Source organism: Bradyrhizobium sp. BRP23 (genome assembly GCF_020194135.1).
GTDB classification, from domain to species: domain Bacteria; phylum Pseudomonadota; class Alphaproteobacteria; order Rhizobiales; family Xanthobacteraceae; genus Bradyrhizobium; species Bradyrhizobium yuanmingense.
Window position 1 is genome coordinate 123,644 of record NZ_JADYVW010000002.1, and the last position, 23,333, is coordinate 146,976.

A 23,333-nucleotide genomic window follows, 5' to 3' on the forward strand; every position below is an offset into this window, starting at 1 on the left:
TCTAGCACGAACCAACCCGCTTGGGGCCGGTCGGTTCGCCGCACCGGGCAGCGCCAAAGATGGACCCCCTTTAGACCAAAAAATCATCCATTTTCAATGATTTATATCTCGATCAGGCGCTCTTGGTCGCGTCGGTCGGTCATGCGTCGATCGGCCCGATCAGCGCCTGACCCCCTCGTAGGCCGCCATGATGCCGCGCTGGAACAGCGACCAGTCGAAGCCCAGCGCAATCGCGCGGTAGCCGCGGTCGATCAGCGCATTGGCCTGATCGGCGGTGCGCGCCACCCCGCCGATCGGCACCCCGCTCTTGAGGATGCCCGCCTCGGCGCGCGCGATCAGGTCCAGCAATTGCGGATCATCCATCCGGCCGCGCTTGTTGATGGAGGTGGCGAGATCGCCGGGACCGATGACCGCGACGTCGATACCGGGCGTTGCCATGATCTCGTCGATGCGATCGACCGCGTCGACGTGCTCGATCGTGATCATGCAGATCATCTCGTCGTCGGCAGAGGCCATGTAATCAGGCATCGACTGGCCCCAGCGGAACGGCGCGTGGAAGGGGCCCCAGAGCCGATCGCCGTGCGGCGGGTAGCGCACGCTGCGCACCGCTTTCTCGGCATCCGCGCGGCTCGTGATCATCGGGAAGTTGATGCCGAAGGCACCGATGTCCATCGGCGCTTTCGCCAGCCACGGCTCGTTGGCGGCGATCCGCACCAGAGGCGTGCACGGCGTGCCCGTGGTCGCGGCGATCATCGCGTGGGCTTCGGTCAATCCGATCGGGCCGTGCTCGAGATCGACGATGATCCAGTCGAGCGAGCGCGCCATGATCTGCACCATCTGCACGCTCGGGATGGTCGCGATCGCACCGAAGGCGGGGCGACCCTCGCGCCAGAGCTGGCGGAGGCGGTTCAGCGGCTTTGCGGGGACCGACATGGAAAATCCTGCGGGACGATGGCGACGGCAAAGCCTAGCAGCGCGCCGCCAGTGCGCAAGCTCAGGCCACCGCGCGTCCGCCGAAGAACGGCGTCAGCGTGGCGCTGAGACCATGCACGCGGTTCGATGTAAAAATCATCTCGGCGCCGGACTGCGCGATGCCGCCGGTCGGCGGGCCGAGCAGGTCGGAGACGCGACGGGCGATCGCGGGCGCCGGATCGATCCAGTCGACCGGCCAGGGCGCGAGCTTCTTCATCCGGTCCAGCAGAAGCGGGTAGTGCGTGCAGGCGAGCACCACAGTGTCGGTGCGCGCGCTCGCATCCGAGGCGTCGCCGACGAAGCAGGGAGCGAGCTCGGCGAGGATGGCTTCGTCGCTGATCGGGCTACCGCCGAGCGCGGCTTCGGCCAGCGAAGCGAGCTCGGGCGAGCCGACCAGCGTCACCTCGCATCCTTGTGCGAAATCGCGGATCAGCGCCTTGGTGTACTCGCGCTTCACCGTGCCCTTGGTGCCGAGCACCGAAACGCGGCGGGTCCTGGACTGCGCACAGGCCGGCTTGATCGCCGGCACCGTGCCGACGAAGGCTACGGAATAGGCGGCGCGCAAGTGAGACAGGACCAGGGTGGACGCCGTGTTGCAGGCGATGACGACGAGGTCTGGACTATGCCGGCCGATCAGCTCCCCCATCAGCGGCACGACGCGGGCGATGATCTCGTCCTCGCTGTGGTGGCCATAGGGGAAGAAGGCGTCGTCGGCGACGTAGACGTAATGCGCGTCGGGCCGCGCCGCCACGACCTCGCGGAGCACCGTGAGCCCGCCAAGGCCGGAATCGAACACCAGGATCGTCGGAGAATTGGTCACGTCGCCACCCTAGCCCGGCATGGTTACCATTCGGTTTTTAGGGCGATTTTGCGGCGATCCCGCAAAGACCGGGGGGCGTCTCGTGTCACGGACGCGCTGCGTCATCATCCCCGGCGTCAGATCGGCCGCGCGGCGCTCACGCGATCCTGTTGGTGGTGGTCCCGCGCTCGGTTGCCAGCTGCTTCTGCAGGCGATCGATGTTCTGCAACAGGCGCTGGCTGGTCAGCACCAGGAAGTAATAGCCGAATTGCGGATCCTGGAAGTAGATCTCGAGCAGCCGGTCATAGGTGATGGTCAGCACCTGGCCGTCCTCGATGCATTCGACCGTCCCCGTGCGCCGGTTGTCCGGCGTGAGGAAGCCGAGCTCGCCCATCAGCGCCCCGGGCCCGATCTCGACGTTGATCTCCTTGACCAGGAACTTGCCGGTGACGGTGAGGAACATTTCGTTGGCTGGGTCACGCATCTTGAAGAGGATGTCGCCGCGCCGGTATCTGCGCTCGGTCATGAATGGCTTGAGCCATTCGATCGACATGTCCCCTTCGGCCGCATGGCGCGCCTTCTTGACCAGCTTCAGCATCTGCCGCAGGCGCAGCGCGTTGATCGGAAGCATCAGGAGATAGAGCAGGAACGTCGCGACGTTGGCGGAGAGCGCGCCGAAGAGAGCGAAGAACGCGCAGCCGATCATGTTGGCGACGCGCAGCGGCACCATTGTCCGCATCAAGAGGGTGGCGACGAAGAAGACCGCCCCGACCACGGCGAACAGATTGGCGAGCGTGATGTTGTGGACGAAGATCTCCAGGAGCCGGTTGAAGATCGCCTCGTAGGTGACGCTGTCGGGATCGAGCCCCATCTGGACCAGGATTTTCGCGATCCTGAGGTTGTCCGTGGCCGCTTCGAGGATGCGGTCGAGGATCGACGAAACGTCTGCGCTGCCGGACGGCATGGTACTAACCCCACGTAAGGCATTCAGTCCTGGTCGGCACCCGTATAGCCGAAATCGAATGACGACCGCTTGAATGACGCTTCCGGCCATCGTGCCGCAAGGGGCAAATTTTAGCCTGATCGGGCGTTTCGGCAATTGCCCGTTGGTTGCGCGTCCGGCCGCGCAGGCCCGTGATTCGGGCCAGCCGTGCGGGCTTGAGCGTCGCTGACGGGCCCGAAGCGACCTTCGTTTACGGCTTGGCGGCGGGTTGCACGACCCGCTGCTCGACGAGGCCGAGCCGCCCCGGCAGAGAGCCGGCGCGCAGCAGCATGGCGACGCTGTTGGCCTCTTCCAGGGTGAAATTGCCGGAAATCTGGCCGGAGCCGCCGGTGATGGGCTCGCGGATCACGGGCGCGGAGATCACCTTGTCGTCGAGCACGATGGCAAAAGGCTTTCCGACATTCTCTGCCGTGATATGGGCGAAGCGCCGCGTGCCGCGGCCGTTGAAGCGGAACGATGCGATCGGCTCCTTGCTGTCGCCGGTCAATCCCGGGCCGGCATAGCTGATCTCGTCGCCCTCGAAGGCGCTGTCCTTGGCGACGAGATAAGGAAGCTTGTCCTTGAAGCCGAGCAGGACTTCCGTGCCCGCCGGCGGTGTGCCCGATTGCGCCTGCTCTGCGGACATCGAGAGGTCGATCAGGCGGAAGCCGACCTTGACCTTCCTGGCGAAGATCGCGGTGATTTGCTCGGGCTCCATCAATCCGGGCAGGAAGATGCGGATACGGTCCATTCCCTCGGGCTGGACGCTGGCGAGCTTGACGCCGGCGTCCTTGAGGCGCTGCTCGATCATGGCGATGGAATCTTCTACGAGATCGCGCAGCCGCGCGGCTGATGCGGCATCGGTCGGCGCGAGCCTGAGCAGCCCGTCGCCGGCGTCGGTGACGTTGAGCGCGTGTGTCGGCAACCCCTCCGCCGCCGCGACGAGCTTGCGCGTGAGCTGTTCGCGGCCTTTGCCGTCAGCGATCTTCACGTCGACGCCGCCGTCGCGGATCGCAAGTCCGGAGAACGCGATGCGGCCCTCGCGCAGAATCTTGTAGACGTCGTCGCGCAAATCCGTGACGACCGCCTCCCGCAAGGCATCGGTGTCGACCCTGTAGACGATCCGCGATCCGCCCAGCTTCTCCATCTTGTCGGCGATGAAGGCGGCAACCTTGACCCGCACCTTGTCGAGCTGGCTGTCGGCAAGCGCGGCGCCGGGCAGGGCGATCGCGGATACCATTGTGAACGCAGCGACCAGCCGTGCGATCCGGTTCCGCAGGGGCGTCGTCATGATGACCTCGAGTCTTGCGGCAGGGCGCTGGCGAGTGAATTCAGTGGCAGTTCTTGGTCCCTCGATCAGGCGCAGAGGTTCAAGTGGCGCAGCCGGTAGGCAATGGACGAACGGCAAATCATCCATCATTCTGGTCCGGCTCGACCGAACACGGCCGAGACCTCGCCGAACCAAACTGTCAAAAGATACGGCGGCGGGGACATGCATCTGAGGGAGGACGGAATTCATGGCGGGCATCCACGCGCTCGATCGGTTGATCGGCAACGACTATCCGGAACTGTTGACGGACGAGGAGGTCCGGGCGTTCGAGCAGGTCCCCTACGCCGACCGCGTCACGGCCGAGAGCACCTATGACGCCATCAGGCTTGGTGCCGAGCGCAATCCCGACGGGGCGGCGGTCCAGTTCCTGCAAAATGCCGATCCCGCCGACGCGCCGCTGGTCGTCACGCACCGCGATTTCATCGCGCGCGTCACCCAGGCCGCCAACATGTTTCACGCGCTCGGCGCCGAGAAGGGCGACGTCATCAGCTTCATGCTGCCCTTGGTGCCGGATGCGTTCGTCACTCTGTTCGGCGCCGAGGCCGCCGGCATCGCCAATCCCGTCAATCCGCTGCTCGAGCCGCACCAGCTCGCCGAAATCCTGGAAGCTGCGAACACCAAGATCCTGGTGGCGCTCGGGCCGATGCCGGGCACCGACATCTGGCAGAAGGTCGAGCAGATCCGCCCGCATCTGAAGCATCTGAAAGCCATCGTGCAGGTGTTCGGCGGCGGCGATCCGGCCGATGGCATCTTCGCCTTCAGCGACCTGATCAAGCAGCAGCCGTCGGATCGGCTGGTCAGCGGGCGCAAGATTCGCGGCAGCGACATCGCAGCCTATTTCCACACCGGCGGCACCACGGGTACGCCCAAGCTGGTGCGGCATACCCATGCCAACCAGGTCTATCAGGCCTGGGCACTCAATCTGCTGTTGAAGGGCAAGCCCGGCGCCAACCTGCTGTTCGGCATGCCGCTGTTTCACGTCGGTGGATCGCTGACCCAGGTGCTGACGACGCTGTCGGGCGGGGGCTCGCTGGTCGTGCTGTCGCCGAGCGGCTGGCGCAACCCGAATGCGGTGAAGAACATCTGGCAGCTCGTCGAGCGCTTCAAGCCCGAAGCGCTGTCGAGCGTGCCGACCGTGCTCGCCGCGACGCTCGCGGTGCCGCCGGGGAATGCGGATATCTCGAGCCTGAAATATGCGGCCGGCGGCGGCTCGGCGATTCCGGTCGCGGTCGGCTCGGCGATTCAGGAGACGCTGAAGCTGCCGGTGGTCGAGGTCTACGGCATGACCGAGACCTCGAGCGTGCATACGCTCGCTTATCCGGGCCGGCCGATCCGGCTCGGCTCGGTCGGCCTTCCCATGCCCTATGCGCGGGTGCGCATCGTGCAGCTCGACGCCGACGGCCGTCTGATCCGCGATTGCAAGCCGGACGAGATCGGTGTCGTCATCATGGCCGGGCCCGGCGTGTTCGGTGGCTATCTCAACGACGAGCACAACAAGGGTGCCTTCATCGACGGGGTCTGGGTCAATTCCGGCGATCTCGGCCGGCTCGATGCCGACGGCTATCTGTGGATCACCGGCCGCGCCAAGGATCTCGTGATCCGCGGCGGCCACAACATCGATCCGGCGCCGATCGAGGAGATCATGTTCCGCCATCCCGCCGTCGGCTTCGCCGCGGTGGTCGGCCAGCCCGACGCCTATGCCGGCGAATTGCCGGTAGGCTACGTGCAGTTGAAGCCCGGCGCAAAGGTTGAGCCGGGCGAGCTGGAAGCCTGGGTGCGCGAGCGCACCCCGGAGCGCGCCGCCGTTCCTGTGCAGGTCATCCCGATCGATCCAATGCCGGTGACGGGCGTCGGCAAGGTGTTCAAGCCGCAGCTGCGCTGGGACGCGGCCGCGCGCGTGTTCACCAAGGTGCTGGCGCCGCTGGTCGAGCGCGGCATCGATTGCAAGGTGAAGGTCGGTCCGCACGGCAGCCACGGCTCGATCGCGACCGTCACGCTGACGGGCCTGCCGGCTGGGCAGCGCGAAGCGGTGGAGGGGGAGGTGCACGCACTGCTCGCACCCTTCGTGATGCGCCACGAGGTGGTGCAGGCGTAGGTCCGCGCCTGCGGGGCGAGGGCTGACTGCATTAGCTATAAGCCGCGATCGAGGAGTTTATGTGATGGGCCTCACATAGAAAAATTTGGCTTTCGTCGACGCTCCGAATAGTCTCAGGAAATTGCATCCGAGGGGGCTGCAGTGATTCCGTTTCGGCTATTTGGTTTATTGATTTTTGCCACCTTACTGGCCTGCGGATCGGCACACGCCGATCGGCGGGTCGCGCTCGTCATCGGCAATTCCGCCTACAAGAGCGCGCCCAAGCTCACCAATCCCGCGAACGATGCCACGCTGATTGGCGGCATGTTCAAGAAGGCGGGCTTCGATTCCGTCGACGTCAGGCTGGATCTCAGTGCGAGCGAGATGAGGCGCATGTTGCGCGAGTTCGCCGGCAGGTCACGCGATGCGGACATGGCGGTGATCTACTATGCGGGCCACGGCATCGAGCTCGACGGCAACAATTATCTCATTCCGACCGACGCGACGCTGGAGACGGATGGCGACGTTCTCGACGAAACCATTCCTGTCGAGCGCGCATTGTTCGCGGTCGAGCCGGCCAAGCAGCTGCGCCTGATCATCCTCGATGCCTGCCGCGACAACCCCTTTGCGAAGACGATGAAGCGCACGCTGGCCTCGCGGGCGATCGGACGCGGCCTCGCTAAGGTCGAGCCAACCAGCCCGAACACGATGATCGCCTTCGCCGCGAAGGCCGGCTCGACCGCATCCGACGGCGATTCTCGCAATAGTCCGTTTGCTGCCGCGCTGGTCGAGCACCTGCCGAAGCCGGGCCTCGATCTGCGCAAGGCGTTCGGCTTCGTGCGCGACGACGTGCTCAAGACCACCGGCTACAAGCAGGAGCCTTATGTCTATGGCTCGCTCGGCGGCGACGACGTGCCGCTCGTAATGAAGCCGGCCGCAACCGGTCCGCAGGCAAATCCCCAGGACGCGGTTCGCAGGGACTACGAGCTCGCGCTCCAGCTTGCGACGCGCGATGCCTGGGAAGCTTTTTTGGCGACCTATCCGGACGGCTTCTATGCCAGCCTCGCCAAGGGGCAGTTGAACAAGATCGGTGCCGAAGAGACGCGTCTGGCTGCCGAGCAAAAGGCCAAGGCGGCCGAGCAGGAAAAGGCAAGGCTGATCGCCGAGCGCGCCCAGAAAGCCGAGCAGGAGAAGGCGGCTGCTGCGGCCAAGGCCGCCGAGGAGGCGCGAATCGCTGCGGAGAAGCAAAAGCAGATCGAACAGGCCAGGGCGGAAGCGGCCGAGCAGCAGCGCAAGGCCGCCGAGGCGGCGGCCGCGAAAGCGCTGGCCGAGAAACAGGCGGCAGAGAAGGCCAAGGCCGAGTTGGCGGCCAAGCAGGCGGCAGAGAAAGCGGAGCAGGCTGCAAAGCCGGCCGCCGATCGGCAGATGCCCGAGGTCGAGAACCAGAAAGTGGCCGCGCTCGCGCCCGGGCCCGGGCCGAAGACGACCTTATCCCCGGCCGAACTCACGAAATCCGTGCAGAGCGAGTTGCGCCGCGTCGGTTGCCTGACCTCGTCTGCGGAAAGCGAGTGGAGCTCGGCCGCGCAGCGCTCGCTGACGCTGTTCAACAAATATTCCGGCACCAAGTTCGACGTGAAGCTGGCCAGCGTCGACGCACTCGATGCTTTGAAGGCCAAGCCGGGACGGGTTTGTCCGCTGGTGTGCAATTTCGGATTCAAGGCCGACGGCGACCAATGCGTGAAGATCACCTGCCGGGCCGGTTATCGTGTCAACGACGATAACGAATGCGAAAAGGTGCAGGAGAAGAAGCCGGTTGCGACGCGCGAGAATTCCAGACCGCGAGACGATGAGCGGAAGGCAAGCGAGTCCGCGCCGTCAAAACCGCAGGCGACCGGTCAGGTCTTTTGCAACAGTGCAGGGTGCCGGCCGGTCCGGCAGGGTTGTCGGCTCGAGACGTGGGGCAATAGGACTGCCGGCCAAACGGCCGGCGGCGGCACCAGCATGGTCGAAGTCTGCAACTGAGCTGGTGATTGCCCGCCTGCTACCCCGCAGGCATTCGTGTTTCCACCAGCCGCGCCCAGAACGAGGCGCCGTGACCCAGAATGTTGTCGTTGAAGACGTAAGCCGGGTGGTGACACTCGTTGCCGTCGCCCATGCCGACCAGCACCATCGCGCCGGGGCGTGCTTCCAGCATGAACGAAAAGTCCTCGGCGCCCATCATCGGGACGAACTTGTCGTTGACGCGCTCAGTGCCGACGATGTCGCGCGCGACGTCGGCGGCGAGTGCGGCCTCGCGGGCATGGTTCATCGTCACCGGATACATCCGCGTGTATTTCGTTTCGGCCGAGCCACCATAGGCGCGGGCGATGCTGTCGGCGACTTCGCCGATGCGGCGTTCGACGAGATCGCGCACTTCGGGGTCGAGCGTGCGCACGGTGCCGGCGAGCTCGGCGACCTCCGGGATGATGTTGAAGGCGGTGCCGGAGTGGAATTGTGTGATCGAGATCACCGCCGATTTCAGCGGATCGACGTTGCGCGCCACGATCGATTGCAGCGCGTTCACGATTTGCGAGCCGATCAGCACGCTGTCGACAGATTTGTGCGGACCGGCGCCGGCGTGGCCACCCTTGCCGCGGACCGTGATCTGGATGTTGTCGGAGGAGGCGAGCATCGCACCCGGCGTGGTGGCGAAATGGCCCTCGGGCAGGTTCGGCATGTTGTGCATGCCGTAGACCTCCTGGATGTTCCAGCGCGTCATCAGTCCGTCCTCGACCATCGCCTTGCCGCCGCCACCGCCTTCCTCGGCGGGCTGGAAGATCATCACGGCCGTGCCGTCGAAATTGCGCGTCTCGGCGAGATATTTGGCCGCGCCCAGCAGCATCGCGGTGTGGCCGTCATGGCCGCAGGCGTGCATCTTGCCGGGGACCTTCGAGGCATAAGACACGCCCGACGTCTCCATGATCGGCAGCGCGTCCATGTCGGCGCGCAGGCCGATGGTCTTGCCGGAGGCCGACTTGCGGCCGCGGATCACGCCGACCACGCCGGTGCGGCCGATGCCCGTCACCACCTCGTCGCAGCCGAATTCGCGCAAGCGATCGGCGACGATGCCGGCGGTGCGGTGGACTTCGTAGAGCAGCTCGGGGTTCTCGTGGAAGTCATGGCGCCAGGCAGCCATTTCGTCGGAGAGGGCGGCGACGCGATTGACGATGGGCATGAGGGAATCCGCTTTCTGGTTGTCGTTTGTAGGGTGGGTTAGCCCCGATGCGCAAGCGCATCCACTTGGCGTAACCCACCACGATTTCCGTGGGAGCGAAAGAGGTGGGTACGCCCAGCGGACTGCGCTTCGCGCAGGCCGCAAGGCTAACCCACCCTACGATCCTACGCTTCCCCGAACACGCGCCTGAAGATCGTGTCGACGTGCTTGAGGTGATAGCCGAGGTCGAACTGCTCCTCGATCTCGGCGTCGGTGAGATATGTCTTCACCTCACTGTCCTTCTTCAGCAGCTGAAGGAAGTCGCCTTCGCCGCGCCAGACCGGCATGGCGTTGCGCTGCACGAGCTTGTAGGCGTCCTCGCGGCTGGCGCCCTTCTGCGTCAGCGCCAGCAGCACGCGCTGCGAATGCACGAGGCCGCCGAGGCGGTCGAGGTTCTTTTGCATGTTGGCGGGATAGACCAGCAGCTTGTCGATCAGGCCGGCGAGGCGCACCAGCGCGAAGTCGAGCGTCACGGTGGCGTCCGGGCCCATCATGCGTTCGGCCGAGGAGTGCGAGATGTCGCGCTCGTGCCAGAGCACGACGTTCTCCAGTGCCGGCGTCACATAGGCGCGCACCATGCGGGAGAGGCCGGTGAGGTTCTCCGACAGCACCGGGTTGCGCTTGTGCGGCATGGCGGAGGAGCCCTTTTGTCCCTCCGAGAAGAACTCTTCGGCCTCGAGCACCTCGGTGCGCTGCATGTGGCGGATCTCCACGGCGATGCGCTCGATCGAGGAGGCGATCACGCCGAGGGTCGAGAAATACATCGCGTGACGGTCGCGCGGGATCACCTGGGTCGAGATCGGCTCCGGCACGAGTCCCATGGCCTTGGCGACATGCTCTTCGACGCGCGGATCGATCTGCGCGAAGGTGCCGACGGCGCCGGAGATCGCGCAGGTCGCGACCTCCTTGCGCGCCGCGATCAGACGGTCCTTGGCACGGGTGAATTCGGCATAGGCATAAGCGAGCTTGAGGCCGAAGGTGACGGGCTCGGCGTGGATGCCGTGGCTGCGGCCGATGGTCGGCGTCGCTTTGTGCTCGAAGGCGCGCTTCTTCAGCGCGGCCAGCACCTTGTCGAGGTCGGCGAGCAGCAGGTCGGCGGCGCGGGTGAGCTGGACGTTCAAGCAGGTGTCGAGCACGTCGGAGGAGGTCATGCCCTGGTGCACGAAGCGCGCCTCGGGGCCGACGATCTCGGCAAGATGGGTGAGGAAGGCGATGACGTCGTGCTTGGTCTCGCGCTCGATCTCGTCGATGCGGGCGACGTCGAAGATGGCGTCCTTGGCCTTGGCCCAGACCGTCCGGGCGGCCTCCTTGGGGATGGTCCCGAGCTCGGCGAGGGCGTCCGCCGCATGCGCCTCGATCTCGAACCAGATCTTGAACCGGGTCTGCGGCTCCCAGATCGAGGCCATTTCCGGGCGGGTGTAGCGGGGGATCATGGGGCGGCTCCAGGAAGGTGGGTGGGCGGTCCCGAGTACGGCGGCGCCGGCCAAAATGCTTTTTACGCCGTGATGTAACAGAGCAGGCAGGGCGAAACAAACGGTCTGGGCCCCGGAAGAAGGGCATCGCCGACCTTTCCACCGGACCGGCCGGCCGGGATGGCGGCGCCTGGCCACAGATATTAACTGTCAATCACGGATCATTGACTGACAGATATTGAAATCTGTCAGCGGGACGTGTATATCCGTTCTCGGACGCTCCGATTGGGCGTCCCGCGACAAGCCCCGGGGAGCCCGACATCCGAGCCACGCTCGGATCGGAGGGCGGATTGAAGAGCGGGGACCGCGGACGAATGGAGACTTAGACAATGACGACCGAAATCCTCAATTTCACCGGCGTGATTGGGCATTGGCTCAATTTGCTGGTGGCGCGCCAGATCGCGGCGCAGGCTGCAAAACTGCCGCATTAAGGCATAGGCTTTCCGAAACGACCGGCCAGGGCGCTTCGGAAGCAGCCCTACTGCCGGAGTAAACTGAGCCCTGAACGGGAACATGGTGCTGGCATGAATGAAGCTGTTGTCTTGACGCCGGAGCGGATCCTCGAAGTCACCGAGGACGTGCTCAGGCGTTACGGACTTGCCAAGGCCACCGTAGTCGACGTTGCCCGTGCGCTCGATGTGAGCCACGGCAGCGTCTACCGTCATTTCCCCAGCAAGGCCTCGCTGCGCGAGGCCGTTGCCAAGCGCTGGCTGGACCGCATCGACGCCCCGCTGCTGGCGATCGCCAGGGAGCAGGGCTCGGCGCCCGACAGGCTCGACCGTTGGCTGCGCACGCTGTTCGCGGCCAAGCGTTCGCGTGTGCTCGACGATCCTGAAATGTTCGAGACTTATCTGACTCTGGCGCGTGAGGCATGCGCGGCCGTCAAGTGCCACAAGGACACTATGATCGACCAGATCGCCGCGATCCTGACCGACGGCGTGCAGCAGGGCGAGTTCGCCGTGGGCGACGTCAAGGTGACCGCGCGCGCGATCTTCGATGCGACCGTCCGCTTCCACCATCCGGCCCATGCCGAGGAATGGAAGGACGCCGATCTCCCCGCGCGCCTCGATGCGACGCTTGCGCTGCTGCTGCGTGGGCTGAAGGCGGCCTAAGGCCGCAGAACCCGTTCAACCCTGGGTGCTGTCAATCAACCTCGCGTTTTCTGGAGAGCGGCGCCGTCGCGGGGCAAGGGTGCGGATGCCGAATGTCTGCGCGTGTGGAAGGCAGGATCGGACGATGGCACGACCGGCGGACTATCCGGATAAGCGTTGACCGCGATTTCGACGGCATCCTTCGACCGCCTTCGAAGCCGGTAGAATGTCAGCTCCTGATCGAACATCGGGCAGCGAAAGTGGACGATGGCGGTGTCCGGCAGACGGCAAAGTTCGTCGATGAGCTCGCCTACTGTGATGATGGGGGGATGGTCGACTGCTTTGGGGTGACCCTTACTCATGACCCTTTACTCCTTGTCTGCCGTACTAACCGGAGCCGGATCGGAACCGTTCCAATTTCGTTCGGCAGATTGAGGATCGCGAGGGATGAGGCTGTGCGGCAGCTTTGCTGCTAGATCCTCGTCAGCCCGCAGGTCGCGGCGAGCCGCACCAGCTGCGCATCGGTGCGCGCGCCGGTCTTCGACTTGATCAGGTAGTGATAGTTCTGCACGGTCTTGACGCTGAGATTGAGATGCGCCGCGATCTCTTCGGTGGTGGCGCCGCCGGCGAACTGGCGCAAGATCTCGATCTCGCGCTCGCCCAGCTGGTCCAGCACCGAGCCGGTCGGGGACAGGCTGTCCTCCGCCAGCACATGCGCGATGTCATCGCTCATGGCGCGCTCGCCGCGGGCGACGCTGCGGATGGCATTCACGACCGCGGACGGCTCGCTGCTTTTGGTGACGAAGCCGGAGGCGCCAGCGCCGAAGGCCGACTTCACCAGCACGGCCTCATTGTGCATGGTGAAGACGAGAATGCGCGCACGCGGGCTGCGGGCGCGGATGTTGCGGATCGCCTCCAGCCCGCTCGCGCCAGGCATCGAAATGTCGAGCACCACCACGTCGGGGTCATGCGCCTTGAACGCGCCGTAGGCGTCGGCGGCGTTGTCGGCTTCCGCCACGACATGCAAATCGCCCTGGCTCTCCAGCACGCGCCGATAGCCTTGCCGCACGATCGGATGGTCGTCGACCAGCAGCACGGAGATGCCTGTTGCCGCCACCTCGTTCATCCCGGCCTCATGCAGCGAGCGGGATGGTCGCGGCAACGCTGAGGCCGCCGCGGGCGGGCAGGATCGACAGCGATCCGCCGGCCGCCGTGACGCGCTCGCGGATTCCGGTGAGGCCGAAGCCGGCCGATTGCGCGACGCGCTCCGCATCGCCGCCGCCGTCGTCCTCGACGCGGATCAGCAGCGCATCGTCCTCGCCGGCGCGCCGCTCGACACGGAGCGAGATCTCGCGCGCTGCACTGTGGCGCAGCGCGTTGGTCAGGCATTCCTGTGCGACTCGATAGGCCGTGGTGGCGGCCGGGCCGCTGATATCGGTGAGGTCGCCCCTGAGATCGAGCTGGATCGCCGGCCGCGCCGCGCTGTGCGAGCGCCAGCTGTCGACGAGATTGACCAGGCTCGCCTCGAGCCCGAGCTCCTCCGGCAGCGGATTGCGCAGCCGGTTCAGCGCGTCGCGCAGCGAGGCCATCAGATGGTGCGTCGCCTGCGAGATCATGCGCGCGTCTTGCGCGATCCCATCATCCTTGTGCTGCTTCGTACTCGCCGTCTCGATCGTGTTGGCGAAGGCGAGAATGGCGGATAGATTCTGCCCGAACTCGTCGTGCAGCTCGCGGGCGAGCGCGCGGCGCTCGTCGTCGCGGATCTCGATCAGGCGGCGCGTCAGCGCGGCGCGCTGCTCGGTCGCTTCCTCCAGCCGGCCGCCGAGCTCGCCGACGGCGCTGCCGATCATCGCCAGCTCCATCGAGCGGAAGCGCGGCAGCCTGGTGCGATATTGGCCGCGCGCCATGCGCTGAAGCGCGGTGACGATCGCGCGCGCCGGCGCCAGCGCGTGCGCGATGGCGAGCGAAGCAAGCAGGGCGATCGCCGCCGCCATCAGCAGCGCGACGTCGATGACGTTGAGGACGTAGTCCCAGGCGAGCGCGATCGCGGCGGCCGCATGGGGCGTCGCAACGACGGCGCCGGCGGCTGCGGCGCGGGGACTGACGGGCCGCACCACCTCGGCGTGGCTGCCGAGGAAGCTCGGCACGATGGCGGCGAACCAGCGCGGCGGCGTCTTGCCCAGCCCCTCGCTCTGGCCGCAGAGCGGCTTCTCGAAGGCCGCCGCGGGCTGGAACTCGACGCAGACGCCGGGCGAGATCAGCTTCATCGTCTCCAGCGTGCGCCAGTCCGGAACCGGCAGGAGATGCTCGCGCGCCCTGCTGCTGCGCAACAACAGCTCGCGCCAATACAGCGCCTGAAGCGCCTGCGCGACCCGCTGCGCCGACGCCGCCGTCGCCCGATCGACGCTGCGATAGGCATCGAACGTGGCCCATACGGTCGCGGCTCCCAGGCACAGCGCTACGATTAGAAGCAGGCGAGCTACAAGCTGAAGCACGAGGCGCATGCGATCACCCCCGACGTTTGCTAAGGTCAGCCTAACAACGCCGCCGTGCCTTGCCAATCGCAGAACGCTAGGGATTGCAGCTCGGGCAAATTTCCCAAGCCGGATTGGGCATGGGTCTTTGGACCTGAAACGGCGGCTTTGATCTAATCGGTGAGGACACGTTGCAGGCCGGCGCCTGCAAGCCAGGAGCGGTGCAGCATGAGTTCGATAACGATTGGACCAATCGCAAGCCAGGCTGCCGATCCATCCGAGCGCAGCGCGCTGCTGTTCTGGATGATCTTCACCGGGCTGTCGATCTTCGCTGTCGTGCTGCTGTGGCGCTTCGGCCTGATTCACCTGATGCTGACCTCGGATCGCACCTACATTTCAGCGGTGATCGCGGCGCTCTACGTCCTCACCTGCGGCCACTGCTTCCTGCGGACCCAGGCCATCGCGCGGGAAGGGGCGGCGACGCGGCGCTGCCGCGCGGTGCTGTCGGCAGCGGGCGGCAGCAAGGCGCTCGATGCGAGCGCCGTGGCGCTGCCGCGCGGTCTGGTGCGCGACCACATCGAAAGCCTGGTGACCAAGGCCGCGGCGCAGGACTACCGGCCGGTCGACCAGACGCTGCTGCTACGTAATCTCGCCGATCGCTTGCGCGGCTCCAACGGGTTCGGCGCCTTCGTCTCCGATACGCTGATGAAGCTCGGTCTGCTCGGCACCATCATCGGCTTCATCATCATGCTGGCGCCGATCGCGGGGCTGGACGCCGCCGACAAGGTCGCGATGCGCTCCTCGATGGGCTTGATGAGCGACGGCATGGCGATCGCGATGTACACGACGCTGGCCGGCCTTGTCGGCTCGATCCTGATCCGCATCCAGTACTACATGCTCGACGCCGCGACCCAGCGGGTGTTCTCGGACGCGGTGGTGCTGACCGAGACCTATGTGACGCCGGTGCTGGAGCGCAAGGGTTCGGGAACGCCGTCATGATGGATGATTTCGGTCTCTATCCGCGCGAGGAGCCGTTCGACCCGCTGGGCGTGATGCTGTTCAAGGCGCTCCAGGTGATCGCCTTCCTGTTCTTCCTGGCGCTGCTGGCGGTCTCCCCCGACGCCAAGGACGGCAAGATCGATTCCAAGGCGGAGTTCATGATCACGCTGGACTGGCCGGACAACCACCCCGACGATCTCGACCTGTTCGTGCAGGATCCCGCCGGCAACATCGCCTGGTATCGCCACCGCGAGGCCGGCTTCCTCACGCTCGACCGCGACGACCGCGGCGGGGCCAACAATTTCATCATCGTCAACGGCAAGAAGATCGCCTCGCCGATCCGCGAGGAGATCGTCACCGTGCGTGGCATCCTCGCCGGCGAGTACGTCGTGAACGTCTCGCATTTCGTCGCCACCACGGGCGAGCCTGTGACGGCCAGTGTGAAGGTGCAGAAGCTCAATCCGACCGCGCAGGTGATCTTCGACAACAAGTTCACGCTCGACCACACCGGCGACGAGAAGACCGCGGTCCGATTCCGGATCGATGCGGAAGGCAAGGTCGTCGATGTCGATCAGCGGCCGAAATCGCTGTTGGAGACGTTCCGCAGCAGCTGGCGCAACGGCGGCGATCTCGATGCCAGGACCGGTGTGAGCAGGAACGCTACGAGGGTACGCCGTGAGTAACCTGCAAACGGTCATCCTGACGCTGTCGATCGCGTATGCCGTCATCGGCGCGCTGCTGCTGGTCGTTCTGGTCTATGCGCGGCTGCACTGGTCCCTGAAGGCGGTCGCCGTGGTCGTGACCAGCACCTTCTACATCGTCAGCTTCACCGAAATGCGCGGCCTGCTCGGTTGGGCCAGCACGGAGCGGCTGCCGACCACCTTCAAGCTGCTGAAGGCCCGCATCGTCGAGCCGCATTCGCTTGAGGGCGATCCCGGCTCGATCTATCTCTGGGTCGAGGCGCTGGACGAGGACAATCGCCCGAGCGGCATCCCGCGCGCTTTTCGTGTGCCCTACAATGACCGGCTGGCCGACAAGACCCACGCCGCCGAGAACGAGATCGCGGCCGGACATCCGCAAGGAGGGCGCGCGGCGGATTTCGGCGGCGGCGACGGCAGCCTGATCGACCTGGTTCGAGAATATGTGACGCCGAAGACCATCCTGGAGACCAGCGGCGGCGATTCCTCGACCGGCGAGTTCACTGCGCCGCCGGCCGGTGCCCAGGACGCGGTATTCACGCCGATTCCGCCGCCCCGGATGCCGCCCAAGGACGAGCAATAGGCCCATCACCATCACCGCAGAGCAGCGCTGGCAAACGGCCCAGTGCTGGCGCATCCTGTTGACCTCCCTCAATTTGGCCTCATCGGCCCCGAATAAGAATCTGAGGGGTGGAGGGTGCGTGCTTCTCGCTGTCTTCTCGGATATCCATGGCAACAGGCAGGCGTTCGAGGCCTGCCTGAAGATCGCGCGTGCGAAGGGCGCGGAGGGCATCGTCCTGCTCGGCGACTTCGTCGGCTATGGCGCCGATCCGGAATGGGTGGTGGACACCGCGATGGAGCTGGTCGCGCAGGGTGCCGTCGCGGTGCGCGGCAATCATGACCAGGCGATCAATTCCACGGCCGAGACGATGAACGCCGAGGCGCAGATCGCGATCGAATGGACCCGCGGCCGCCTCGACACGGCGCAGCGGCGGTTTCTGGCCGAATTGCCGATGCAGGTGGAGGACGATGGCCGCCTGTTCGTGCATGCGGAAGCCTCGCATCCCCAGCGCTGGCACTATGTCCGCTCGACCGTGGACGCCGCCAAGAGCCTGATTGCGACACGGGCCCACGTCACCTTTTGCGGCCACATCCACAGGCCGGCGCTCTATTCGATGTCGGTGACGGCGAAGATGACGAGCTTCGTGCCGAAGACCGACGTCCCCGTGCAGCTCCTGCGCGGACGGCAATGGCTCGCCGTGCTCGGTTCGGTCGGCCAGCCCCGCGACGGCGATCCGTCGGCGGCCTTCGTGCTGTTCGACACCGAGTCGTGCCAGATCACCTATTGCCGCGCGCCCTATGACGTCGAGACCGCAGCGAGCAGGATCCGCGACAACGGCCTGCCGCCTTGGCTTGCCGACCGCTTGTTGCAGGGGCGCTGACGGATGCCCAAACCCCTGGTCAAGTCAGGCGCGGAGATCGACGGTTTTACGATCGGCGAATGCGTTCATGCCGGCGGCATGGCGACGCTGTGGACCGTCACCCATCCCGGCATCGACGTGCCCTTGCTGATGAAGATCCCGCGGGTGTCGGAGGGCGAAGACGCCGCCGCGATCGTTTCCTTCGAGATGGAGATGATGATCCTGCCGCGGCTGGCGGGGCCGCACGTGCCGGCCTGCTTCGGCACCGGTGATTTCGCCCGCCAAGCCTATGTCGTGATCGAGCGCATTCCAGGTGCCACGCTGTACAAGCGGCTCCCCGACCTGCCGCTGCCCTATGACGAGGCGCGGCAGCTCGTCGCCAGAATCGCCACGGCGCTTGCGGATCTGCACCGGCAGAACGTGATCCACCACGACATCAAGCCGAGCAGCATCATGTTCCGCGAGAGCGGCGAAGCGGTGCTGATCGACTACGGCCTGTCGCATCACAACCACCTGCCGGACCTGTTGCAGGAGGAATTCCGCCTGCCTTACGGCACCGCGCCCTATATGGCACCCGAGCGGCTGCTCGGGGTGCGCGACGATCCGCGCAGCGATGTGTTTTCGCTCGGCGTGCTGCTCTATTTCTTCACCACCGGCGAGCGGCCGTTCGGCGAGGGCGAGACGCTGCGGGCGATGCGGCGCCGGCTGTGGCGCGATCCGCATCCGCCGCGGAAGCTTCGTGCGGATTATCCGCCCTGGCTTCAGGAGGTGGTGTTGCGCTGTCTGGAGATCGAGCCGGTGTGGCGCTATCCGACTGCGGCCCAGCTTGCCTTCGATCTCGCTTATCCGGACCAGGTCAAGCTCACCGCGCGCTCGGAGCGGGTGAAGCGCGATTCCCTCGGCATCGTCTGGCGCCGGCGCTTCAACCAGGGCGCAATGGTGCCGCGCGCGAAATCGGATGTCGCAGCCCAGATCGCATCGAGCCCGATTCTCGCCGTTGCGCTCGACACGGCGGAGGGCGCTCCGGAGCTGAACGAGGCGCTGCGCGTGACCACCGAGCGCATCCTCGCCACTTTGCCCTCGGCGCGGCTTGCCTGCGTCAACGTGCTCAAGCTGAACCGGATTGCGATCGATCGGACGTTGGACGAGCAGGGCTCCAACAAGCATATCGATCGTCTGGTCGCGCTCAGGCATTGGGCAACGCCGCTCAAGCTGGACGAGAGCCGGCTGTCGGCTCATGTGCTGGAGGCGGTCGATCCCGCCGCCGCGATCCTGGAGTTTGCCAAGGCCAACCAGGTCGACCACGTCATCATCGGCGCGCGACAGAGCTCGTTCCGGCGCATGCTGCTCGGCAGCGTGTCGGCCAAGGTGGCCTCGGAGGCGAGCTGCACCGTCACCGTGGTGCGGCCGCCGCGATTGGCGGGGGACGGCGGCGGGCCGGAGGCCGGCGAAGGCTAGGCCGGCCGGGGCGATTTGCGGGCCGGATCAGGCCGCGTGGACGGCAAATGCGCGCTTGCGGCGGATCGGCCAGGCGAATTGCGGTCCCGGCTCGCCGTGATCGGCGCTGCCGCCGAAATACTGGATGATCTCGCGGCAGGGCTCGCAATTGAACAGGTTACGCGACGCGGACGCCTTGGTCATTTCCTTCAGGCAGTTCGGGCAATGCGGTTTCATGGGCGGTCCGGAAAAGAGGTCTTAGTGTCGGCGCAGCGAGCCGGGCGAACGGAGGTCGAGGTCCGAATTGTCGAGCCCGGCATCGTCGTCCAGCGTGCCATCGCCGCGCTCGAGGCGGCCGAAGAAATAATCGAGGCTCGGATGCGGGCGCCGTGGAATCCGGCACCGGCGCTTCGGCTGACGCCTCACGAGTGCGATCTGCATGGACGTCAGCCCCTGGTGCGGTCGCGACGGATGTTGCGGGCCGGACGTGCCGGGGCCTCGACCGGTCCGGCCGAGGGACCGAACACCACAAACGCACTGAAACCAATCCACAACGCCACGCCAGTCCAAACCAGGGTCGTCGTCATGATGTGCTCCCGCGAAAACAGGCAGGAATCACTTGCAATGATTTGCGCGAATCAGTGAAGTCCGGATGAGTACGGACCAAGGCTACAATTTTAAGCTTTGCGCCTTGCAGAACCCGTGGAAGCCGCAGTTCTTCCCGCGTGCGACCGACGTACTTTGCCGGTGCGCGCATGATCGAGGATATCCCGGATGCGCCTTGCGTCTCGAACACAGCGAAACCCATAGCGCCCGGTGTAGTCGGTATCGGGCGAACGGGTCGAGCGCCCTGACGCAAAGTTCAGGTGGCCGACGCCGCCGCCGATGTCGAGGATTTCGAACACTTCATCCATGGCGTCGAACGAAGTAGCGGTCACGCTGCGTCTGCTCCAGGCCGTGCGCACGATCAGCGCGCGGCGGTCGGTGATCACATAAAGCGTCTGCAGGTCTTGCAGCAGCATCACGAACGGAGCTGCAATCATCCCAACTCCAATCATTGCCAGAGGTTGGGTCGCTTGGTCGATCCAATCGTTGCTGACGGCGATGACGGTCAGCAGCAACCAGGGAAATCCGATCCACCAGAGAAATCGCCACATTGTCGCGTTGGCGATGGCGTCGGGCTGCCCCTGCCAGACCACTTGCTCTCCATCATGAAGGGACTCGGCGAGAAGACGAAGCAGGCCGGCAGTAAACGGAGTGGCGCGGAGTTTATCCATTCCACTTGGTCGTAGCGGCCGCGGCTCCGGTTCGGATAGCGATGGTCTCAGATCGCCTCGCCGCGTGCCCCAAGTGCCGCGTTGCGGATCGCGGCGATGTTGGTCTTGTAGGCCTCCTGCGTGCCGCCTTTGAACACCGAGGTGCCCGCGACGAAAGCGTTGGCGCCGGCCGCGGCGAGCGCACCCGCGACATCGGGGCCGACGCCGCCGTCGACCTCGATGTCGATCGGGCGGCCCGCAACCATCGCGCGGATGTCCCGGATCTTGCCGATCGCGGAGGGGATGAAGGCCTGGCCGCCGAAGCCGGGATTGACCGACATCACCAGCACGAGGTCGACGAGGTCGAGAACGTATTCGAGCGCGCTGATCGGCGTCGCCGGATTGAGCGAGACGCCGGCCTTCTTGCCGAGCGCGCGGATCGCCTGGAGCGAGCGGTGCAAATGGGGACCTGCCTCCGCGTGCACGGTGACGTGGTCGCAGCCGGCCTTCGCGAAGGCCTCGAGATAGGGATCGCAGGGCGAGATCATCAGATGCGCGTCGAAGATCTTCTTGGTGTGCGGGCGCATCGCCCTGATGACGTCAGGACCGTAGGAGATGTTCGGAACGAAGTGCCCGTCCATCACGTCGAGATGGATCCAGTCGGCGCCGGCGGCGTCGACGCTGCGCACCTCCTCGCCGAGCTTCGAGAAATCCGAGGCCAGGATCGAGGGCGCGATGGCCAGGGGGCGGGGGGCGAAAGCTTGGGTCATGGCGCGTTTTCCCGGGGGCGGACGGACGACGAATGGCCTCGCCTAACATGGGCTCTTGTGGCGGGCAATGCAGGAGGGGCGCGCTTCCTGTGGGCGGAAATTTCTGCCGCCGGCGGCATGAATTGCCGATGTTCCCGCGGCCTGCACGACCCGACGGATGCGGAATTCGTTGAGCTTTTCGCGATGGCACGGCGCTTGCTGAGTTCAGCCGCAGAACATTGGTCGCGGCATGCCGCATCCTGTTGGAGTTGTGCAATGTTGTTCGCCCTTGGTGCGGTATCGAGCGCGCTCGACGCGATCCAGTCGCTGACGAACGCGAAATCGTCGTCGGCGGCGCACAAGACCGGCTCCTCGCAGAGCGCGCCGACCAATCCGTTCGCAATCGACAGCGGCAGCAGCACGACCGGCGCGACCTCGTCGGTCAATGCAGGTAAATATCCGCAGATCTCGGCGGAGACGATGAATGCGCTGTTCGCGGCGCAGGGCCAGTCGGCCAACGGCACATCCTCGTCGTCGAAGGGCCGGGAGGCTGCGCTGAAGGATCTGTTCTCGCAGATCGACGCTGACGCCGACGGCAAGATCACCAAGTCCGAGTTCGAGGACGCGCTCGGCGCGGGCGGCACCAACCTGGCCCAGGCCGACGACGTGTTCTCGAAGATGGACGCGAATGCGGATGGCAGCGTCAATCTCGGCGAGATGACGAAGGCGCTGAGGGGCGGTCACGGCCGTGATCACGCGGAAGGCGCGGGCGATGGCTCGGATTCCTCGTCGCAATCCAGCCGCGGCTCGACGTCGACCACGACGACCAATGCCGACGGCTCGACCACCACCACCGTCACCTATGCCGACGGCTTCAAGATGTCGACCACGGTGCCGGGCGCCGCCAGCTCGTCGAATGCGAAAGGTGGCGGAAATTCGCCTTATGATTGGTTCGGGCAGATGATGCAGCGCCAGGCGCAGGCTACTGCGGGATCAGGAGCTTCATCGATGTCGATCAGCGTGTGAGCACATCCCGAAGCTAACCGGCAGGTTCGTGCGTGATGTCACGACAGGCATAGCGGTCACGGATTTCGCGATTGAAGAACGTTCCTTTTGCGCGCGCATCCCTGAACGCAGCAGCGATCTCGGGCGGAACATCCTCATAGACATAGAGGCGCCCGCTGACGAACGTCACCTTCAGCTCGCGTTTCTCTGGCGAATAGCGAAAGAAGCGAATCACGGAAGAGGGCATGGCCGCACACCTTGTCCGCCGGGTAACGCTTGGGTGACGGTTTCGTTTCTAGCCGAACCGGTCTTGCCAGGTTGGCTGCGCGCCCGGAAACGGTAGGGCCGTCGCGCTGTAGACGCCGCGGGCGATCGCGCGGGCGACCACGTTGGCGGCGATCGTGCCGAGCTCGGTGAGGCCAACCAGCGGCTCGATCGGCTTTTCGCACGTGGCGGCGGCGAACAGCACGTCGCCGTCGGTCGGCGCATGCACCGGATAGATCGCGCGGGCGAAGCCGGTATGCGCGATCATCGCCAGCCGCTTGGCCTGGGGCTTGGTCAGCACCGCGTTGGTCACGACGGCGCCGATGGTGGTGTTCTCGCGCGCGCTCGCGGCAGGACCGCCCTTGATGCGCATGCGGAGCATGTCCTCGGTGAACTTGTCCGGCAGGCCGCGTCCACCGAATTCGCTGTCCACCTCGAACGGCGCCGCCCAGAACCACGGGCCATTGCCGACGGTGACGCTGCCCACGGCGTTGACGGCGACGATCGCCGCGACCTCGATTCCGCTCGGCGTCACGGCCGATGCCGAGCCAAGCCCGCCCTTGAACGTCGCGGTGGTGGCGCCGAAGCCGGCGCCGGCGCTGCCAAGCGCGAAACCCGCGCTGGTGGCGGCAGTCGCCGCGGCATAGCCGAGGTCGCGATACGGCGAGAAGCGTCCCCAGGCCTTGTCGCCGCCATTGAGCAGGTCGAACAGGATCGCCCCCGGCACGATCGGGATCAGCGCTTCGCGAACCCGGTGGCCGCGGCCCTGCTCGGCGAGCCAGGCCTGCACGCCGCCGCCGGTGTCGAGGCCGAAGGCCGAGCCGCCCGACAGCGCGATGGCGTCGACGCGCTCGACCGTGTTGGCGAGATCGAGCAGTGCATCCTCGCGCGTGCCGGGGCCGCCGCCGCGCACGTCGATCGCGGCGATCGCAGGAGAATCGAAGATGATCGCGGTCGCGCCGGAACCGACTATCGGATCTTCGGCGTGACCGACCCGGACGCCGGCGATATCGGTGAGAAGGTTCTTCAAGGCGGCCTCGTGTTTGAGAATTCACGA

General features: G+C 65.7%; 24 protein-coding genes. 9 read left to right on the plus strand and 15 right to left on the minus strand.

The window, feature by feature from the left end; genetic code table 11:
* Nucleotides 1-159: 159 nt before the first annotated feature.
* The 4 genes from I6F24_RS04840 to I6F24_RS04855 all read right to left on the minus strand — a co-directional run bounded on the left by I6F24_RS04840 (nucleotide 160) and on the right by I6F24_RS04855 (nucleotide 4,044).
* Complete coding sequence (locus I6F24_RS04840) at nucleotides 160-933, minus strand: aldolase/citrate lyase family protein (RefSeq protein ID WP_036027825.1); 774 nt, start codon at nucleotides 931-933, stop codon at nucleotides 160-162.
* Nucleotides 934-994: 61 nt separating this feature from the next.
* The gene (gene murI / locus I6F24_RS04845; RefSeq protein WP_036027824.1) at nucleotides 995-1,792 is read right to left on the minus strand and encodes a glutamate racemase; all 798 of its coding nucleotides are present in this window, start codon (nucleotides 1,790-1,792) and stop codon (nucleotides 995-997) included.
* A gap of 136 nt (nucleotides 1,793-1,928) precedes the next feature.
* Nucleotides 1,929-2,735, minus strand: coding sequence for a cyclic nucleotide-binding domain-containing protein (locus I6F24_RS04850; protein ID WP_036012905.1), 807 nt, complete (start codon nucleotides 2,733-2,735; stop codon nucleotides 1,929-1,931).
* A 229-nt stretch (nucleotides 2,736-2,964) separates the two neighbouring features.
* Nucleotides 2,965-4,044, minus strand: coding sequence for a preprotein translocase subunit SecD (locus I6F24_RS04855; protein ID WP_225151227.1), 1,080 nt, complete (start codon nucleotides 4,042-4,044; stop codon nucleotides 2,965-2,967).
* 226 nt (nucleotides 4,045-4,270) lie between these two features.
* Here I6F24_RS04855 and I6F24_RS04860 point away from each other — a divergent pair, with 226 nt between their 5' ends.
* Together I6F24_RS04860 and I6F24_RS04865 are read left to right on the plus strand one after the other, a co-directional pair.
* On the plus strand, nucleotides 4,271-6,178 hold the full coding sequence (locus tag I6F24_RS04860) for an acyl-CoA synthetase (protein WP_225151228.1): 1,908 nt from the start codon (nucleotides 4,271-4,273) through the stop codon (nucleotides 6,176-6,178).
* A 168-nt stretch (nucleotides 6,179-6,346) separates the two neighbouring features.
* Entirely contained in the window at nucleotides 6,347-8,179 is a 1,833-nt protein-coding gene (locus I6F24_RS04865; protein ID WP_225139780.1) for a caspase family protein, read from the plus strand.
* A 19-nt stretch (nucleotides 8,180-8,198) separates the two neighbouring features.
* Here the strand turns inward: I6F24_RS04865 and I6F24_RS04870 are convergent, their stop codons facing one another.
* Together I6F24_RS04870 and purB are read right to left on the minus strand one after the other, a co-directional pair.
* Complete coding sequence (locus I6F24_RS04870) at nucleotides 8,199-9,371, minus strand: M20 aminoacylase family protein (RefSeq protein WP_036012899.1); 1,173 nt, start codon at nucleotides 9,369-9,371, stop codon at nucleotides 8,199-8,201.
* 164 nt (nucleotides 9,372-9,535) lie between these two features.
* Nucleotides 9,536-10,843 carry an adenylosuccinate lyase gene (gene purB, locus I6F24_RS04875; RefSeq protein ID WP_225151232.1) on the minus strand — a complete coding sequence of 436 codons (1,308 nt, stop codon included), beginning with the start codon at nucleotides 10,841-10,843 and terminating at the stop codon, nucleotides 9,536-9,538.
* A 563-nt stretch (nucleotides 10,844-11,406) separates the two neighbouring features.
* Here purB and I6F24_RS04880 point away from each other — a divergent pair.
* Nucleotides 11,407-11,994, plus strand: coding sequence for a TetR family transcriptional regulator (locus tag I6F24_RS04880; RefSeq protein ID WP_036012895.1), 588 nt, complete (start codon nucleotides 11,407-11,409; stop codon nucleotides 11,992-11,994).
* Nucleotides 11,995-12,445: 451 nt separating this feature from the next.
* Here I6F24_RS04880 and I6F24_RS04885 read toward each other — a convergent pair whose 3' ends face one another.
* The gene (locus I6F24_RS04885; protein ID WP_036012892.1) at nucleotides 12,446-13,099 is read right to left on the minus strand and encodes a response regulator transcription factor; all 654 of its coding nucleotides are present in this window, start codon (nucleotides 13,097-13,099) and stop codon (nucleotides 12,446-12,448) included.
* Between the two features lie 7 nt (nucleotides 13,100-13,106).
* Complete coding sequence (locus I6F24_RS04890) at nucleotides 13,107-14,477, minus strand: histidine kinase (protein ID WP_225151234.1); 1,371 nt, start codon at nucleotides 14,475-14,477, stop codon at nucleotides 13,107-13,109.
* A gap of 198 nt (nucleotides 14,478-14,675) precedes the next feature.
* Between I6F24_RS04890 and I6F24_RS04895 the strand changes: the two genes are divergently transcribed.
* The 5 genes from I6F24_RS04895 (at nucleotide 14,676) to I6F24_RS04915 (ending at nucleotide 19,023) form a co-directional block, all read left to right on the plus strand.
* Entirely contained in the window at nucleotides 14,676-15,446 is a 771-nt protein-coding gene (locus I6F24_RS04895; protein WP_225151237.1) for a MotA/TolQ/ExbB proton channel family protein, read from the plus strand.
* Complete coding sequence (locus I6F24_RS04900; RefSeq protein WP_036043556.1) at nucleotides 15,443-16,129, plus strand: hypothetical protein; 687 nt, start codon at nucleotides 15,443-15,445, stop codon at nucleotides 16,127-16,129. Before I6F24_RS04895 ends, I6F24_RS04900 begins: the two co-directional genes overlap by 4 nt.
* Nucleotides 16,122-16,727: a hypothetical protein gene (locus I6F24_RS04905; RefSeq protein ID WP_109143243.1), complete on the plus strand. Its 606-nt coding sequence runs from the start codon at nucleotides 16,122-16,124 to the stop codon at nucleotides 16,725-16,727. The genes I6F24_RS04900 and I6F24_RS04905 overlap by 8 nt, the downstream gene beginning before the upstream one ends.
* A gap of 118 nt (nucleotides 16,728-16,845) precedes the next feature.
* On the plus strand, nucleotides 16,846-17,586 hold the full coding sequence (locus I6F24_RS04910; protein ID WP_036043558.1) for a metallophosphoesterase family protein: 741 nt from the start codon (nucleotides 16,846-16,848) through the stop codon (nucleotides 17,584-17,586).
* A gap of 3 nt (nucleotides 17,587-17,589) precedes the next feature.
* Nucleotides 17,590-19,023 carry a bifunctional serine/threonine-protein kinase/universal stress protein gene (locus I6F24_RS04915; protein ID WP_225151238.1) on the plus strand — a complete coding sequence of 478 codons (1,434 nt, stop codon included), beginning with the start codon at nucleotides 17,590-17,592 and terminating at the stop codon, nucleotides 19,021-19,023.
* Nucleotides 19,024-19,050: 27 nt separating this feature from the next.
* On the opposite strand, the gene I6F24_RS04920 is transcribed toward I6F24_RS04915, so the two are convergent.
* The 5 genes from I6F24_RS04920 to rpe form a co-directional block, all read right to left on the minus strand.
* Entirely contained in the window at nucleotides 19,051-19,239 is a 189-nt protein-coding gene (locus tag I6F24_RS04920; RefSeq protein ID WP_109143246.1) for a hypothetical protein, read from the minus strand.
* A 21-nt stretch (nucleotides 19,240-19,260) separates the two neighbouring features.
* On the minus strand, nucleotides 19,261-19,443 hold the full coding sequence (locus I6F24_RS04925) for a hypothetical protein (RefSeq protein WP_225151240.1): 183 nt from the start codon (nucleotides 19,441-19,443) through the stop codon (nucleotides 19,261-19,263).
* 5 nt (nucleotides 19,444-19,448) lie between these two features.
* A complete protein-coding gene (locus I6F24_RS04930; RefSeq protein ID WP_167361692.1) occupies nucleotides 19,449-19,589 on the minus strand; it encodes a hypothetical protein in 141 nt (46 codons plus the stop codon).
* Between the two features lie 90 nt (nucleotides 19,590-19,679).
* Nucleotides 19,680-20,279, minus strand: coding sequence for a hypothetical protein (locus I6F24_RS04935; protein ID WP_109143247.1), 600 nt, complete (start codon nucleotides 20,277-20,279; stop codon nucleotides 19,680-19,682).
* A 47-nt stretch (nucleotides 20,280-20,326) separates the two neighbouring features.
* Nucleotides 20,327-21,028: a ribulose-phosphate 3-epimerase gene (gene rpe / locus I6F24_RS04940; protein WP_109143248.1), complete on the minus strand. Its 702-nt coding sequence runs from the start codon at nucleotides 21,026-21,028 to the stop codon at nucleotides 20,327-20,329.
* A gap of 255 nt (nucleotides 21,029-21,283) precedes the next feature.
* Here rpe and I6F24_RS04945 point away from each other — a divergent pair, with 255 nt between their 5' ends.
* Nucleotides 21,284-22,033, plus strand: a complete 750-nt coding sequence (locus I6F24_RS04945; RefSeq protein WP_225151242.1) for an EF-hand domain-containing protein — start codon at nucleotides 21,284-21,286, stop codon at nucleotides 22,031-22,033.
* Nucleotides 22,034-22,046: 13 nt separating this feature from the next.
* On the opposite strand, the gene I6F24_RS04950 is transcribed toward I6F24_RS04945, so the two are convergent.
* The gene (locus I6F24_RS04950) at nucleotides 22,047-22,259 is read right to left on the minus strand and encodes a KTSC domain-containing protein (RefSeq protein WP_036012871.1); all 213 of its coding nucleotides are present in this window, start codon (nucleotides 22,257-22,259) and stop codon (nucleotides 22,047-22,049) included.
* 48 nt (nucleotides 22,260-22,307) lie between these two features.
* A complete protein-coding gene (locus I6F24_RS04955) occupies nucleotides 22,308-23,306 on the minus strand; it encodes a P1 family peptidase (protein ID WP_225151244.1) in 999 nt (332 codons plus the stop codon).
* Between the last annotated feature and the right edge of the window lie 27 nt (nucleotides 23,307-23,333).